12 protein-coding genes are annotated in these 15,198 nt (G+C 50.0%); all 12 read left to right on the top strand.

Annotated elements, in window-relative coordinates; translation table 11 throughout:
• The first annotated feature begins 54 nt into the window (after window positions 1-54).
• The gene (locus H7A51_11175; GenBank protein ID MCP5536775.1) at window positions 55-1,083 is read left to right on the top strand and encodes an NTP transferase domain-containing protein; all 1,029 of its coding nucleotides are present in this window, start codon (window positions 55-57) and stop codon (window positions 1,081-1,083) included.
• Window positions 1,084-1,130: 47 nt separating this feature from the next.
• Window positions 1,131-2,363 (top strand): hypothetical protein, encoded by a 1,233-nt coding sequence (locus tag H7A51_11170; protein ID MCP5536774.1) that lies wholly within the window; start codon window positions 1,131-1,133, stop codon window positions 2,361-2,363.
• Between the two features lie 1,139 nt (window positions 2,364-3,502).
• On the top strand, window positions 3,503-5,368 hold the full coding sequence (locus H7A51_11165) for a hypothetical protein (protein MCP5536773.1): 1,866 nt from the start codon (window positions 3,503-3,505) through the stop codon (window positions 5,366-5,368).
• A 39-nt stretch (window positions 5,369-5,407) separates the two neighbouring features.
• Window positions 5,408-6,934 carry a hypothetical protein gene (locus H7A51_11160; protein ID MCP5536772.1) on the top strand — a complete coding sequence of 509 codons (1,527 nt, stop codon included), beginning with the start codon at window positions 5,408-5,410 and terminating at the stop codon, window positions 6,932-6,934.
• 38 nt (window positions 6,935-6,972) lie between these two features.
• Entirely contained in the window at window positions 6,973-8,088 is a 1,116-nt protein-coding gene (wecB, locus tag H7A51_11155) for a UDP-N-acetylglucosamine 2-epimerase (non-hydrolyzing) (GenBank protein ID MCP5536771.1), read from the top strand.
• Window positions 8,085-9,191 carry a glycosyltransferase family 4 protein gene (locus H7A51_11150; protein MCP5536770.1) on the top strand — a complete coding sequence of 369 codons (1,107 nt, stop codon included), beginning with the start codon at window positions 8,085-8,087 and terminating at the stop codon, window positions 9,189-9,191. The genes wecB and H7A51_11150 overlap by 4 nt, the downstream gene beginning before the upstream one ends.
• A 58-nt stretch (window positions 9,192-9,249) precedes the next feature.
• A complete protein-coding gene (locus tag H7A51_11145; protein MCP5536769.1) occupies window positions 9,250-10,068 on the top strand; it encodes a hypothetical protein in 819 nt (272 codons plus the stop codon).
• A 176-nt stretch (window positions 10,069-10,244) separates the two neighbouring features.
• Window positions 10,245-11,015 carry a glucose-1-phosphate cytidylyltransferase gene (rfbF, locus tag H7A51_11140; protein ID MCP5536768.1) on the top strand — a complete coding sequence of 257 codons (771 nt, stop codon included), beginning with the start codon at window positions 10,245-10,247 and terminating at the stop codon, window positions 11,013-11,015.
• Between the two features lie 18 nt (window positions 11,016-11,033).
• A complete protein-coding gene (rfbG, locus tag H7A51_11135; protein ID MCP5536767.1) occupies window positions 11,034-12,146 on the top strand; it encodes a CDP-glucose 4,6-dehydratase in 1,113 nt (370 codons plus the stop codon).
• 10 nt (window positions 12,147-12,156) lie between these two features.
• The gene (rfbH, locus tag H7A51_11130) at window positions 12,157-13,692 is read left to right on the top strand and encodes a lipopolysaccharide biosynthesis protein RfbH (GenBank protein MCP5536766.1); all 1,536 of its coding nucleotides are present in this window, start codon (window positions 12,157-12,159) and stop codon (window positions 13,690-13,692) included.
• On the top strand, window positions 13,692-14,234 hold the full coding sequence (gene rfbC / locus H7A51_11125; protein MCP5536765.1) for a dTDP-4-dehydrorhamnose 3,5-epimerase: 543 nt from the start codon (window positions 13,692-13,694) through the stop codon (window positions 14,232-14,234). The genes rfbH and rfbC overlap by 1 nt, the downstream gene beginning before the upstream one ends.
• Complete coding sequence (locus H7A51_11120) at window positions 14,234-15,079, top strand: NAD-dependent epimerase/dehydratase family protein (GenBank protein ID MCP5536764.1); 846 nt, start codon at window positions 14,234-14,236, stop codon at window positions 15,077-15,079. Before rfbC ends, H7A51_11120 begins: the two co-directional genes overlap by 1 nt.
• The last annotated feature ends 119 nt before the right edge of the window (window positions 15,080-15,198 follow it).

Genomic DNA, 15,198 nt, shown 5'->3' with positions numbered 1-15,198 from the left:
ACAATAGAACCAGCAAAGTTGACTAAACTGAAGGCAGTATCCATTCCCCCGGATATGTCTATCCGCGAGGCGTTTTCCAAGATGGACTCTGATAACGTACGTCTGTTATGTCTCATTGATAGCGATCGGTATCAGGGGATTGTTAGCGCAGGTGATATCCAGCGCGCCATTATCGCCAATAAGAGCCTTGATACTCCTGTGCGGGAAGTTTTGCGAACAGAGGGTGTTCGGTTGGCTCATCAATCGGATGACTTTGAATCGGTCAAAAAATTGATGCTGGAATTCAGGACCGAGTTTATGCCAGTTCTCAACGATGAGGGTCAGCTTGTGGATGTTCATTTCTGGGATGATGTATTCACTCATGTAAAACCATCCAAAGGGCAGATTGATCTGCCGGTTGTAATTATGGCAGGAGGAAAAGGCACACGCTTGAAGCCATTCTCTAATATACTTCCAAAGCCGCTGTTTCCTTTGGGTGACAAAACCATCGTAGAAACCATCATGGACAAGTTTCATGATGTTGGTTGTCGACGCTTTCATTTCTCCGTTAATCATAAGGCGGAGTTCATAAAGTCGTATTTTGATCATTTAGAGGGCGCGGATTACAATATCAAATATTTCAAGGAAGATGAACCGTTAGGGACAGCAGGTAGTTTAAATCTGATCAAGGGCCAAATTAGCGAAACGTTCTTTGTATCGAACTGTGACATCGTCATTGATGCTGACTATAGCGAATTCCTTGACTATCACCGTGAGCAGAATAACGAAATCACCATGGTCGTATCTCTGAAGCATATTAAGATTCCTTATGGAACGGTTGAGACTGAGGAAGGCGGGCAAGTGACTAATCTGACAGAGAAGCCAGAACTGACGTATATGATTAATGCCGGCCTATATATTCTTGAACCTCATTTGCTAGAGGAGATCCCCATTGGAAAGTTTTATCATATCACTGACCTCATTGATGCAGCTAGGATGAGGGGCGCGCGCGTTGGAGCCTATCCCATTAGCGAAAAATCCTGGTGTGATATTGGTGAATGGGCTGAGTATAGGCGTACATTAAGTGTGTTAGGCATTGCTTGATATTGGGTAGAAAATTTGGTGTTTGTGTTGCGTAAAAGATTCAGCCTATGAAGAACTATCTATTGATTCTTTTCAGCCAGGTTTTGCCAACTTGGTTCGGGCGTCAGGTGCGCAACATGACTATGGCTCTTAACAAGAAAGCCGAAAAGCCCATGCCGTTTCTTGAGGGGATCGATCATTTTGAATCGCCCCATAGGAAAAACAAAAGCGTTCTGGTGGTGATGAGGCCATCAGCCTGGCTTACAGCATTAGCGCAGTACCCGGATATCAAGCTATACAACAATTCAGGATTTATCTATGGTCTTGTCCAGGCACTCAATGCCAATGGATACGTTGTCGATTTGCTCGCAGAAAATACGCCCATAAAGTTGACAAAGGAGTATGACCTTTTCATTGGTCACGGCGGTAGCTGCAAACCTACCATTGAGCAACTTGCTCCTGGAACTCCCATCTATCAATATATATCAGGCTTATATTGGAAAGTGTTTGATATTGAATCAGATGAACGGTATAATCGCTTCTTTAATAAATATGGAGGTCGAAAACCGCAAGCGCACCGGCGGTCGATTACCGAGATGATTGAAGGTTTGGAGTATTTGAATGAAAAGGCAGGCGTCTTGTTTTCAATCAACTGCCCAAGAATGGTTGCTGCATATGGCTCGTACGCAGAAAAATTCTACTTTACAGGCTTGGGGGCATACTTGGATGAACTATTTAAGGTAAATATTGAGGATAGAAACTATGTTGAAGGCCGCAAGAACTTCATCTATGTCGGGGGAACAAGTGGCAACTTACAGAAGGGCTTGGATCTGCTGATTGAGGCATTTTCTAAAACCCCTGAGCTGAACCTCTATATCTATTGCAAAGTGGAGGAAGAGATCCTGCAATACTGTAGGAAGGAGCTGGCTTCTCCTAACATTCATTACATTTACCACTGGCGCTACAAGCCGTTTCATAAGAGCTTAAAGAAACTTCTGCAGAAGACCGTTTATTCAGTGCATGCGCCTATCAATATTGGCATGGGTACCGCTTTCATGGCTACGATGGGCGTCGGCATGATACCCGTGGGTTATGTCGATCTGGCCGATCCCGGGGAGAGTGCTGTGCTGACAGACTCTTGGCAAGTGGATGCTCTGCGGGCCTGTATACGGGAGGCTAGCGAGAAGTCGCCCGAGTGGTGTCGCGAGGCTTCAAGGTTGACGGTGGAAAAATATCGCGCACATTCTGATCCTGACACGGTACAGCAAAATTTCAGGGAAATGTTTTCTCTGGTCAAATAACTGATTGCGGTTAACTTGTTAGTTTGCTGCCAGATGTCAAGCAGGCGGTGTTGATCCTCAAACCTACAAATAAGGTGAATATCAAGCGATACTACATTCTCATGACCACATTACTTACCGTCGGTAATGTATGTGGGCTTGTTGATGAGAATGCAAATGGCATGAGCGATGTCTGGGAACGGAAGTTCCAAGTGGTCGATGCCGACCCACTGGCCGACCCGGACCTTGATGGGCAGAACAATCTGCTTGAAAGCATAGCTGGCACGGACCCCAATGATAGTGGATCGGTGCTGAGTATCGAGCATACGGAATACAGCGCCAACTCTGCGCTTGTCAGCTGGCAAAGCTACCGTGGGCAGAGGTATCAGCTTGAGAGATCTTCCAGTCTGTCTACAACAGGCTGGGTGAATGAGGGCGGGGTGATGATTGGCACTGGCGGGATGATGCTTGCCAGGGCTGCTCAAACGGGGGATTTACATCGTTTTTACCGGGTTGTGGCACTCAGCGGTCAATCAACGCTTTTACAGGATGCCGCAGCATCAATCACCCATGATACAGACGGTGACGGGCTTAGCGACATTTCTGAAATCAAGCTGGGCTATGACCCCTTTGACGCCCAGTCGCATTGGCGGGCGCCCGGAATCAGTTTTGGTGCGAGTCTGGTAATCAGTTGGAGTTCCTCGGAAGGTAAAATCTATCGATTGCAAAGTAGGTCCGCGCTGCCCGGAAGCGAATGGGAATACGATGGGGAAGCACTCCCCGGAACCGGAGAGCCCATGGTTGTGACCTCAGTGAGAACTGACAGCGCACAACGTGAATATCGTGTCCTGGTAGAGGACGTGGATACAGATGGTGATGGTTTGACGGACTGGGAGGAACTTCAGGTTGGGTATAACCCGCAACACGAGAAAACAGATCCTTTAGGTCCGGGAGATTGGCTGGCGATGCAGGAGCTGCTGACAGCTGATAACGTCGTCTCGGTGAAGGCGAAGGAGGCGGTTGCCAATATCACGCGCATGGAGGACGGCGCATTTGAGTTGATTCGCACGGGAGGTCTGGATGCCTTGCAGGTGGCTTACACGGTCGGTGGCACCGCCGTCGCCGGTTCTGACTATGAATCCTTGAGCGGCACGGTAACCATGCCCTTCGGCCAGAACTCCGTGGTGATTCCGGTCAAACCCCTGGCCAGCTCATCGTTGAGCTTGAGTGAATCTGTGGTTGTAACGCTCCAGGACCTGTCGACGTATGATCCCGGAGTCCAGGATTCCCAGCAAATCAATGTGATCAGGGAGGTGGCGATCAATGTCCGGGACCATGGCGCCGTGGGAGACGGAGTCACCGACGATACTTTGGCTATCCAGGCTGCCCTTGAGGCTTTGGAAGCATCAAACACACACAACACACTGCATTTTCCTACGGGTCAATACCGCTTAAATCAATTAACTCGTGATTATTATACGATTAGCAGTTTATGGCGTATTTTGACCTTTGGAGCAAGTGATCTGGCAGGGCGCGACATTGTGTTTTCAGGTGATATTGGGTCCTCATTATATTCCACGGTGAGTCCCACCCGTGCTCATATCATGGTAGCTATAGCTTCGTTCAGATCCTTGACTTGTAGAGGCGTGACTTGGGAAAAAGACAGCGTACCGTTGTCTGAAAAAGCAGGTGGTGAGCCTAACGGTGCTGATGGAATTTCCTTAGTGGCTGAAGATTCTAGGATCGTAGAACACGTTAAGTTCCATGGCTGCAAGTTCATTAACTGCCATGGGGCGTTGATGATAACAGCCAATGGATTTGATCGTCGAGGTCATTTGCGCCAGTTAGGGTTTTATCACTGTGACCTCCTGAATCCATTTGGCGCTAATACGGAAAACAGCACATCGGCATGGGGAGGAGGGCAGCAAACCTACATATCCCAGTGGGTCGGCGACGCCATCTACAAAGGGAACGTTTTTGAAGGTGGTGGGGCCGATATGACGGATACCACAACGAGTCCTGGCGGGTGCCTCAAGGACGCCGCTGTTATCGGAGGGCCACAGCGCTTGATATTCCAGGACAACATCGTTAGACGAATGGGCATCGAAGCCGTTTTTCATAACGGCAGGGCAGGGTGGATGAGCCAATCCTTGACATCATTCACTATTCCTCCAGCTGACGGAGTTACAGTATCGACCGTGGATGTTCTGGATATTCCAACTACATTCGAGCCAGGGCAGATTATTATAATGCACACGCCCACGACAGCGACAGTTGAGGGAAAAGATAGCGTGTTCAGAGTAACGGCATATGATGCTATCAATCGAAGGGTAAGCCTTGTGAATGATGGTTATATTATTAATGCTGATCCAGGTATGAGTATACCGTTGCGGGCGGATATCTATCTGGATACTGCAACGCCACTACCGTTGTCGCGCATCGAAAACAATCTGATCGAAGGGTATTTTCCACCCGGCTCAGACGACATCGCCTACAGTGTAGGGATTACGATGAATACGCATGCGCTGGTCAGGGGAAACGTCATCAAGGGTTATGTCGTTGGAGTCATGTCTTATAAGGAGAGAATGCCGCATCCATGGTCACGGGGGTTGATGGTTGATTCCAATATAATTCTAGCGAGAGATTCCGCCCAAGACATACCGTTTGGAGTAATGGGTGTTCGTTCTTGGGCAAAGGATCAGGAAATTAGTCGCAACATTGTGATGGCACCCCTATCCAGGAAATTTGCCGGTATTGTCGCATACGGGGATGGAGCCTTAATCCAGGACAACTGGGTAATTGCCATGCAGGTAGAGCGCCATGACTATACTTCAGGGCTTCGCTCATTGGGAGTGGGTATAGGGAATTCTGGAATCAATACTGTGTTTGAGGGGAATCGCACATTCGGGTTTGATGTTGGCTGCGGCCCCGCTGGAGCGAGTCAATCAATCCCTCACCGGGTGATTTCTCACTATAGCCTGAATGATACCTTGCCGGTCGACCCCCGTGGGGTGATCCCGGAATAAGTGCCGTTGCCATACAGGTGATACGGTTGGCTTTGAAGTATGAGTGCCAAGTCACAAATTTCCAAAACCATCGCGAGCTCGTGGTTGTCATTGGTGATCATAACTGCATGCCAGTTGATTATGATTCCACTGGCGTTGGGCGCCTTGGACAAGGTGGATTTCGCCTTGTTTGCGGTGATCACCCAAATGATGATGGCCATCATGCTGGCCGAGGTGGGAGTGCGCTCCGCCTGTGCCAGGCTGTTGATTGATGCCCGGGCCCAAGGGAGTGCAAAGTATAACAAGGTGTGGATGGCCTCGGTGTGTGTATTTTGCACACAGGCTGTGGTGATGCTTCTCCTGATCCTAGGCTTGGCACCGTTCTTGGCGGATATTTTTAATTTATCTCCGGAGCAACGCGACTTGGGGCAGGCGATCTTCTTAGTGGTTGGTCTGCTGAACGCTCTGGGCTACGCCCTCAGTATATTTTCAACGGCACTCTACGCGGGTCAACGTTTGGCACATGTGAATGTAGTTTCAGCGGTCACCGGGGTGATTCAGCTGATTTCATTTACAGTAGCGATAAAATCTGGTGCCCAACTATGGGCCTACCCGATCAGCATGGCGACCGTCTCTGTGTTCTCAAACTATTTATTAATTAAACAAGCCTTCAAATACCGATTGGTGGGGGTGTTTAAGATAAAATTGGTCGAGTGGGAAGAAGTTAAAACGGTGTTCCGCCTGGGAATGGATGTGTTTGTCGCGGCCATGTTTTCTGTGGTCATGGGGAACTCCCTTCTTCTCTTCAGCGGGCATCTGTTGACTCTGGAGCAGACGGCGATGCTTGCCGTCAACCTCAAGTTGGTGAGTATGATGACTAACATATTGCAGCGCATCCCTGGGTCTGCCAGTCCGATGCTGATGAAAATGGTCAGCGAGGGGAATGATGTACAATTTAGAGTATGGTGGAAGCTGATTACCAAAGCCACCATCAGCATTGCCTTGATTTGTGCAGGCATGTTTGTGATCTGGAATAACAGGGTGGTAGAGCTCTGGACGTCTGAGGACATGCTATTGGGTAGCACGGCTGTGTTGTTGATCTCATTAATTCCGTTCCGGTATCTGGCTCATTATCAATTTGTTAATTCTTTGACGATCTTTAAGGAAATTCGGAAGGTGAAGTGGTTGCTAGTGTGGGAGGTCATTCTGTATGCTGGGTTGGCATGGGTGCTGGCAAAGCAATTCGGGTTGATAGGACTATTGTCGGCGAATTTGTTAAGTATGTTGGGAGGCGCGCTGTTCTCAGGTATGAAGTGGTTTGCCATCTATTCAAGAATTCCGTTCAAGGCTTTAGTGCACCTATTTCTAAAACCGGTAATCTCCTTAATGTTGGCATTTGCTCTCCTGTATATGTTAGGCGGCTTGATCGGGCGGGCTAACCTGCTCACAGATATTTCCTTGTCGTTTCTATGGGGGGGGCTTTCCCTGGTGATGGGTTATCTGTTTATTCTTGATAACCATGACAGGGGGCACTTGTTAACGCTGTTGGGGGCATTCAGGAGACGATTGTCAAAAAGGGCGGTCTGAAGCGTGGTTTGCGCGCTCTAAGATAACGAAGAGATTTTATGAAACAAAAAGTAATGTTCATTCTGGGGACGAGGCCTGAAGCCATCAAGATGGCACCGGTCATACGCTCCTTTAAGGAAGCTGGCCACTATGAAACCATTGTCGTGGCGACAGGGCAGCATCGCGAAATGCTTGCTCAAGTTCTGAATTTTTTTGAAATCCAACCGGACGTTGATATGGGTTTGATGGTGCCGAACCAGACCTTGCCCGAGTTGACGGCAAAGGCTCTGGCTGGCTCGAGTTCCCTGATTGTCGAGCATCAGCCGGCCATCGTTCTGGTGCAGGGTGACACCAGTACGGCGTTTGCCGGTGGTCTGGCCGCCTTCCTCAACAAGGTGCCCGTCGCCCATATTGAAGCGGGGCTCAGGAGCGGGCGTATGGATTCACCATTTCCAGAAGAGGCCAACCGGGTGTTGCTCAGTAAGATAACAAGTTTACATTTGGCTCCGACCCGTGGAGCTGCGGACAACCTGAACGGTGAGGCTATTGACCAGGGGGTGCATGTTGTCGGCAACACGGTTGTGGATGCGTTGTTGCAGGGGCTTGAGATCATCAGGAGCCGCGGCGAGGAATCCTATTTTGAAAAGTTTGAGATGATCGATTTTGAGCGTGAAGTCATTTTGATAACCATTCATCGCCGTGAAAGTTTTGGTGAGCCGATCAAAGAGATTTGCAAGGCCATTAGAACGATTGCCTCGCGTCATATGGATAAGACCTTGGTCTATCCGGTTCATCCAAACCCGAACGTCCGCAATGTTGTGGAAACGGAGCTGGCCGGCATCGATAATCTGCGTTTGTTGAACCCGCTTGAGTATTCTGATTTCATTTGGATGATGTCGAAGTCCTCGCTGATCCTGACGGATTCAGGTGGAGTGCAGGAGGAGGCGCCTACTCTGGGTATCCCTGTCCTGGTTGCGCGTGAGGTGACAGAGCGTAGTGAGGGGGTGGATGCCGGTGCCGCAGTCATGGTGGGATCCGACGCGGATTTGATCGTCCGCAAGGCTGACGAGTTATTAGCGCTCTCTGTGGCCGAGCGAGCAGGCATCGTCAACCCGTATGGCGATGGCAAGACATCGTCCCGGATTCTGGAACTGGTAGGGCAGATGTTATCATGAATCTGGCACACATCTCACATTGTTATAAACCCGTCATTGGCGGACAGGAGGTCTATATTGAGAACCTTCAGAAGATCCTGATGGCCGAAGGAATCCAGGGTGATGTATTCCAGCCGGACCGGGGAGTGACAGACAAGGATGTAAAACCGGTGTTTCGCATGCGGGTAGTGCCGCGCTATATCCATGGAGCGGAAGCGCATCTGTTTGATTTCTTCCTTAACCTCGCACATGCCAGGGAACTGGAACAATATGATGTGATCATTGCTCATTATGCCTTGCATGCGTGGGCGCAACGAAGGCATGCCTACAAGACCATCGTGTTGTCCCACGGTGTCGAGTGGCATCAGGAAAACCAGACATGGGATGACAAACGTAGAGAGAAGACCGCCAAAAAATGTTTTGATCTGTTTCCCCATGTGGTCAATGACACCCATTATCTGCGCTATCACGGACTGGATGCCCCAGCTGGTGAACATTGCTTCCAGGAGGTGGCTCCCGGCAAGTGGTTCATCCCGAACTGCGTTGACGGTGCCAGGTTCCGCCCAGGCCTGGGGCATGCATCTTTGCATGGCAGGAAAGTGATATTGGTTCCTCGGCAAATGGTGGCGGATCGAGGCATTGACCTTGCTATCAAGGCATTTAAGCACCTTTCGGAAACGGATGCGGAGTTGGAAATGTGTTTGCTGGGCAAAAGGCGGCCCGGTCCCTATATCGACATGATTGACCGGTTGATTATCGATAGGGAATTAACGGGAAAGGTTTATTTTGCAGAAAACGTACCAAACGAGGAAATGCCTGCGTGGTATAATGGTGCTGTAGTGACGCTGATCCCCACCCTGCGAAGGGAGGGCACATCCCTGAGCGCGCTGGAAAGCATGAGCTGTGGTGTGGCCACGGTATCCACCAATGTTGCCGGGTTGGCGGACCTGCCTACCGTGCAATGTGCACCCGATGACATCGCCATGGCCGGCGCATTGCAGAAGACCCTGGAAAACAACGCGGAAGTTGGCGGGCAGCAGCAGAAGATTGTGAAGGCGACTTTCAATATGCATAACTGGGCTGAGGCCTGGTTGCGGGTCATTGGGGCTGTGGCTAGCCAGTAGAAGAAGCCCGGGCCATCGGGCGTGATGTGGATTTTTCGATTTATATTTTATGGGTAGCATGTATCCTGTCAGGACCGAGATCATGAAGGTGTCTTTATTTCAAATACTCATCACGCTCTTCACTGTGGGTGTCATTATCGCCGATGGTGTCAGAGCTGATGAGCCGGAGGAGTTGCTTTCACTTCGAAAGGCCTATGCCGATGCCCACGTAGAGGCTTTGGAGCCGCTCACAAAAAAATATATGCAAGCATTGGCATCTCTGAAAAAGAAGCTATCTCAAGCTGGCGATTTGGAGGGGGCTATCATTGTCGAGTCTGAGGAGAAAGGAACCAACAAGACGGCTGAGAAAGACCAGCCACGACAGCTGGTCAGGCTGAACCGAATCTATGAGTCCTCGCGGGAGAAAATCTCCGCAGAGGTGACGGCCAAGTATATCAATGCCCTCAAGGAGCTTCAGGTAAAACTTACCAAATCAGGAGACCTGGAAGGAGCCGTGCAAGTGAAGACCGAATATGAAAAATATGTCGCTGAGACTCAAGGTGACAAGAAGGACGCATCGGAAAAAAAGGCGAAGCTGTCCAGGAGGCAGATCGAGAAAATCGTGACATCGGGAGAATGGGAGTGGAGATCCTCCCATAAGTTTTCAGGGAAGCCCGCTATAGATAATGTAAAGTTTTATGAGGACGGTCGCTGTAGTGTAGAATGGATTTGGAAATGGGAAATCGCCAGCTCTACCAGCTTGAAGGTAACCTTCCATGATAGGAACTACTATGTTTTCGATATGGACTACGATAAGAAGAGAGGGGTGTCGAATATCGAGGAAGGTTCGTTTCGTCAGGAGGAAAAAGCGCGCGCGAGCATCATGTTGAAAAAATGATTACCCTGCGGAGCGCAAGTCCTTATTCAACCTTGGGAGGCGGCTTTACGCGTTGGGTGTTCCGTATATCGCCGCTTGCCGCTGCAGCCCTCAGGTGCGATATCCCCCGGAATCATCCGGGGGCGGATGGACCGCATACCTGGCTGGTTTGATGCCGGTAACCTCGGAATAAATTTATGAAAGCAGTAATATTAGCAGGAGGCCTGGGGACACGACTCTCGGAGGAAACGTCTTTAAAACCCAAACCGATGGTGGAGATTGGTGGCCGCCCGATCTTGTGGCACATCATGAAGATCTACAGTGCCCAAGGCATCAATGAATTCATCATATGCGCGGGTTACAAGGGGTATATGATCAAAGAGTATTTTGCCAATTACTTCCTACATATGTCAGATGTCACTTTTAATATGGGCAATAACTCCATGGAGGTGCATCATGCGCGTGCTGAGTCCTGGAAGGTGACGATCGTCGATACTGGTGATTCAACGATGACCGGGGGCCGGATTCGAAGGGTGAAAGACTATATCGGGGACGAAACATTCTGTTGCACTTATGGCGATGGTGTTGGCGATGTAGACATCAAAAAACTCATCGAACACCACCGGACTGAAGGCAGGGAGGCCACCTTGACGGGGGTGCAGCCTCCCGGCCGTTTTGGGGCGATCAAGCTATCCGGCCACAAGGTGAGGGCATTCCAGGAAAAACCAGAAGGCGATGGCTCATGGATCAACGGTGGATTTTTTGTCTTCGAGCCTTCTGTCATTGATCGTATTGCCGCCGACGCAACGATTTTGGAGCGCGAACCCTTGGAGGGTTTGGCCAGGGACGAGCAGTTATCCATTTATCTGCATCAAGGGTTCTGGCTCCCCATGGACACCTTACGTGACAAAACACAGCTTGAGGAAATGTGGCAGAACAATAAGGCACCTTGGAAACTTTGGGACTAGGCTCAACGAGTAATCATTATGTTTGGAGGAGTCTATCAAGGAAAATCAGTGCTGGTGACTGGCCACACCGGTTTTAAGGGATCGTGGCTATGCGAATGGCTGTTAGGTCTGGATGCCAGGGTTATAGGCTATGCCTTGGCTCCCCAGGCGCACGAGCTGCTCTTTGACCAGTTGAAGTTGTCGGAGCGCATCGCGCAAGATCACCGAGGCGATCTTGCGGACCGTGGGAGCTTGGCCGAGCTGGTCAAAGAGACCCGGCCCGATATTATTTTGCATCTTGCTGCCCAGCCGCTCGTTCAGCTTTCCTATCAAATCCCGGTGGAAACTTTTGCTACCAATGTCATGGGCACAGCGCATCTGCTGGATGCCGTGCGACTTTCTAACCACCCATGTAGCGTGGTGGCAATTACCACTGATAAATGTTACGAAAACCGTGAGTGGCTGCACGCATATCGCGAGGAGGATGCCATGGGGGGGCATGATCCCTATAGCGCCAGCAAAGGCGCGGCCGAGTTGGTCATCGCCTCATACAGAAACTCGTTTCTATCCGCCTCCTCGAAGGTCAATCTTGCCAGTGCCCGGGCCGGTAATGTGGTGGGTGGGGGTGATTGGGCCCAGGACAGGATTGTTCCCGACTGCATCAGAGCTCTTCAAAAGGGGGATCGGATCCCCGTGCGAAATAAAACGGCGACAAGACCGTGGCAACATGTGCTGGAACCCTTGTCCGGCTATTTATGGCTCGCAGCGATGTTAAGTAATGCTGTTTTGCGTGGGAACACTCCAAGGGAAGCCTTGCTGGGAGGATTTAATTTTGGCCCGAATTTGACTAGCAATAGAACTGTGTCGGATCTGGTGCAGGAAATCCTGGTGCACTTGCCGGGCGAATGGTCCGATGAGTCAGACCCCGACGCCCGCCACGAAGCAGGCAAATTGAACCTTGCGATTGATAAAGCATTCCACCTATTGCGGTGGCAGCCCGTATGGGGGTTTGAAGAGACAATCAAGAAAACAGTGCAGTGGTATATGGAATCAGATGTCCATGGAAACCCCGCTGATTACACCAAGGCCCAAATAGATACCTATGTGCGTGATGCCAGGGAAAAAGGCATTGTTTGGAGCCAATCAATTTAATACACGAGAGATGTCAGCAGAAGATATAAAACAAGAAATCCTCCGGTTAACTCGGGAATACAGCCGAATGACGCACCAAGCCAACCGGCCTGGACAGGATGCAATGCACGCGCCGTTCATCGCAGGAGAGACAACGGTGCCTTACGCGGGACGAGTCTTTGATGAAGATGAGGTCGAAGCCGCCGTTTCTTCGACCTTGGATTTTTGGCTGACCATGGGGCCTGAAGGTGCCGCTATGGAACAAGAGCTGGCGGAGTTCATGGGGGTGAAACACTGCTTGCTGGTCAACTCAGGCTCATCTGCAAACCTGGTGGCGATCAGTGCGCTCACAACCCACAAACTCCCTGCGCACAAGCGTATCATTCCCGGTGACGAGGTGATTACCGTGGCTGCGGGTTTTCCTACCACGGTGGCTCCCATCGTACAGGTTGGCGCTGTACCCGTGTTCATTGATGCCAAACCGTTGACCGGCAATGTGGATGTTACCCATCTTGAACAAGCCTATGTCCAAGGGAAGACCAAGGCCGTGATGATTGCGCACGCCCTGGGGAACCCCTTCGAGCTTGGCGCTGTCCTGGCCTTCTGTAAAAAACACGACCTGTGGCTCATTGAGGATAACTGCGATGCCCTGGGATGCACCTATTCATTGCCGGTGGACAAGGCCGGGGAACTGGGATTGGACCACCTGCTTAAACTGGCTGCCAAACGGGCTGGGGACGGGGTGTACCCTAATGTGAAAAACGGTGTCCTCACCGCCTATACGGGCACCTTTGGCGATATATCAACCCAGTCATTTTATCCTCCGCACCACCTGACCATGGGTGAAGGCGGCTCCGTGAATATCATCCGGAGGGCGCCGTTGAAGACCTACGCCGAAAGCTTCCGTGACTGGGGCCGCGATTGTTGGTGCCCCTCCGGTAAAGATGACACCTGCTGCAAGCGATTTCAGTGGCAACTGGGAGAACTACCCGAGGGATATGATCACAAGTATATCTACAGCCATCTGGGCTTTAATGTTAAACCGCTGGACCCTCAGGCCGCCATCGGGCGGGTTCAACTCAAAAGACTTCCCGAGTTTATTGAAGCCCGCAAGGTCAACTGGCAAAAATTGAGACGTGGCCTGGCTGGCCTGGATCAGTACATCGATTTTGCTCTGCCGACCCATGCCACAGCATGGAAAGATGATGGCACTTTCGAGTGGGATGGCTCAGGCCACCAAACGGAGTGTTCCTGGTTCGGCTTCAAGATGACGGTTAAGGAGGATGCCCCGTTCAGTAGAACGGAGTTGGCGCGGCATCTGGATGAAAAGAAAATCGGTAATAGGATGCTCTTTGGTGGTAATTTGGTGAAACAACCAGCTTTTGTACAATTGCGGCATGACCGTCCGGACGCGATGCGGGTTGTGGGCGATCTTCCCGGTGCGGACCGCATCATGAATCATACGATCTTTCTTGGAACCTATCCCGGACTCACAGACGCAATGATTCAGTATATGATCGATGTCATTGTTGAGTTTGTGAATAGCAAAGCCTGCACAACCACGTAATGGAATTAGTCAGCGAATTACTCAATGGAGTCAAGGTGATCAAGCCATTTGTCTTTGAAGATGAAAGGGGCAATTTTGTAAAACCCTACCATCATCATCAGCTTGCTGCGCTTGGCATAGACTTTGAATTGCGTGAAGAATTTTTCTCCACTTCGGCGGCAGGTGTTTTGAGGGGCATGCATTTCCAGGTGCCCCCTCATGCGCATCAAAAATTGATTTATTGTATATCAGGCTCGGTGACTGATGTATTGCTTGATCTCAGGGTGCAATCCCCTAGCTACGGCCAGGCGGTATCCATTGAACTTTCAGAAAGGAACAGGCATGTTGTTTATGTTCCCGTTGGCTTCGCCCACGGTTTCTACAGCCTCGAGGATAACTCTTGTCTTGTTTACAAAACCGATGAGGTGCATGCACCCGAGTCTGATCAAGGGGTTTTATGGAATAGCTTTGGTTTCACATGGCCAAAGCATGGAAATGAGACGGTGATTTCCGAGCGTGACAGCAAACATGTAAAGTTAGAGGATTTTAACTCGCCATTTTAATGATGAAGATATTTTTAACAGGAGCAACCGGCTTCATCGGCTCACATTTTATTAATTGTGCCCATCAAGCCGGACACAAGATCGTAGCATTGCGGCGCAGTGAAGAAAGCCAACCACGCGTAACATTGCTAAGTGAGCCCTCATGGTTAACCAAAGCTTTGAGGGATGTTGACGAAGACGATATGGCTGAGTGCGATGTGTTGGTTCATCTGGCAGCCCACTCAGCAAATGTACCTTATGATACAATCGAGAATTGTATGCAGTACAATCTAATGGACCCTCTTAAGCTGTTTCATCGCGCCGTAAACGCAGGGCTCAAGAGGTTTATCGTAGCGGGTTCATGTTTTGAGTATGGAAAGTCGGGAGAAAGGTATGTGGATATTCCTGTTGATGCCCCCCTTGAGCCAACCAGCAGTTATCCTGCTTCGAAGGCAGCGGCATCAGTTGCTTTTCATGCATTTGCTTATGAGCAAAATGTTAGCCTGCTCATTCTTAGAATTTTCCAAGTGTATGGAGAAGGTGAACTAGAATCACGTTTCTGGCCGTCCTTACGCAAAGCTGCGCTGGCCGGTGAGGACATGAAAATGACAACCGGTGATCAAGTTAGAGATTTCATGCATGTGAAAGAAGTGGCCAAGATTTTTGTCAGTAATCTTGAACGTGAAGATTTAACCGAAGGGTTTCCAATTATTGAAAACATAGGCACGGGTAATCCCAAGACATTGGCTGAATTTGCCCAATCCGAATGGAAGAAATTTGGGGGGGGAGGCAAATTAATCCTTGGGGCACTGCCTCAAAGAAAAAATGAGGTGATGAGATTTGTTCCAAAGATAGCGAAGCGATGAATAACAAATGGTAGATCCATTCAGTTTGTTTATTCCTTAAAGTGGTAGTGTAAATATTTGTCTGTAAAAGCTGCTATACCCTGACCCCGCCGCAACGGCAGGCGATGGAGCGTAGCGGA

It is taken from the genome of Akkermansiaceae bacterium (assembly GCA_024233115.1).
In the GTDB taxonomy this organism is placed as follows: Bacteria; Verrucomicrobiota; Verrucomicrobiia; order Verrucomicrobiales; family Akkermansiaceae; genus Oceaniferula.
This window is presented reverse-complemented; position numbering and strand designations above follow the sequence as displayed.

Coding starts and splice junctions, on each gene's coding strand:
- H7A51_11175 (MCP5536775.1), top strand. CDS start 55: ATGTCTATCCGCGAGGCGTTTTCCAAGATGGACTCTGATAACGTACGT.
- H7A51_11170 (MCP5536774.1), top strand. CDS start 1,131: ATGAAGAACTATCTATTGATTCTTTTCAGCCAGGTTTTGCCAACTTGG.
- H7A51_11165 (MCP5536773.1), top strand. CDS start 3,503: ATGCCCTTCGGCCAGAACTCCGTGGTGATTCCGGTCAAACCCCTGGCC.
- H7A51_11160 (MCP5536772.1), top strand. CDS start 5,408: ATGAGTGCCAAGTCACAAATTTCCAAAACCATCGCGAGCTCGTGGTTG.
- wecB (MCP5536771.1), top strand. CDS start 6,973: ATGAAACAAAAAGTAATGTTCATTCTGGGGACGAGGCCTGAAGCCATC.
- H7A51_11150 (MCP5536770.1), top strand. CDS start 8,085: ATGAATCTGGCACACATCTCACATTGTTATAAACCCGTCATTGGCGGA.
- H7A51_11145 (MCP5536769.1), top strand. CDS start 9,250: ATGTATCCTGTCAGGACCGAGATCATGAAGGTGTCTTTATTTCAAATA.
- rfbF (MCP5536768.1), top strand. CDS start 10,245: ATGAAAGCAGTAATATTAGCAGGAGGCCTGGGGACACGACTCTCGGAG.
- rfbG (MCP5536767.1), top strand. CDS start 11,034: ATGTTTGGAGGAGTCTATCAAGGAAAATCAGTGCTGGTGACTGGCCAC.
- rfbH (MCP5536766.1), top strand. CDS start 12,157: ATGTCAGCAGAAGATATAAAACAAGAAATCCTCCGGTTAACTCGGGAA.
- rfbC (MCP5536765.1), top strand. CDS start 13,692: ATGGAATTAGTCAGCGAATTACTCAATGGAGTCAAGGTGATCAAGCCA.
- H7A51_11120 (MCP5536764.1), top strand. CDS start 14,234: ATGATGAAGATATTTTTAACAGGAGCAACCGGCTTCATCGGCTCACAT.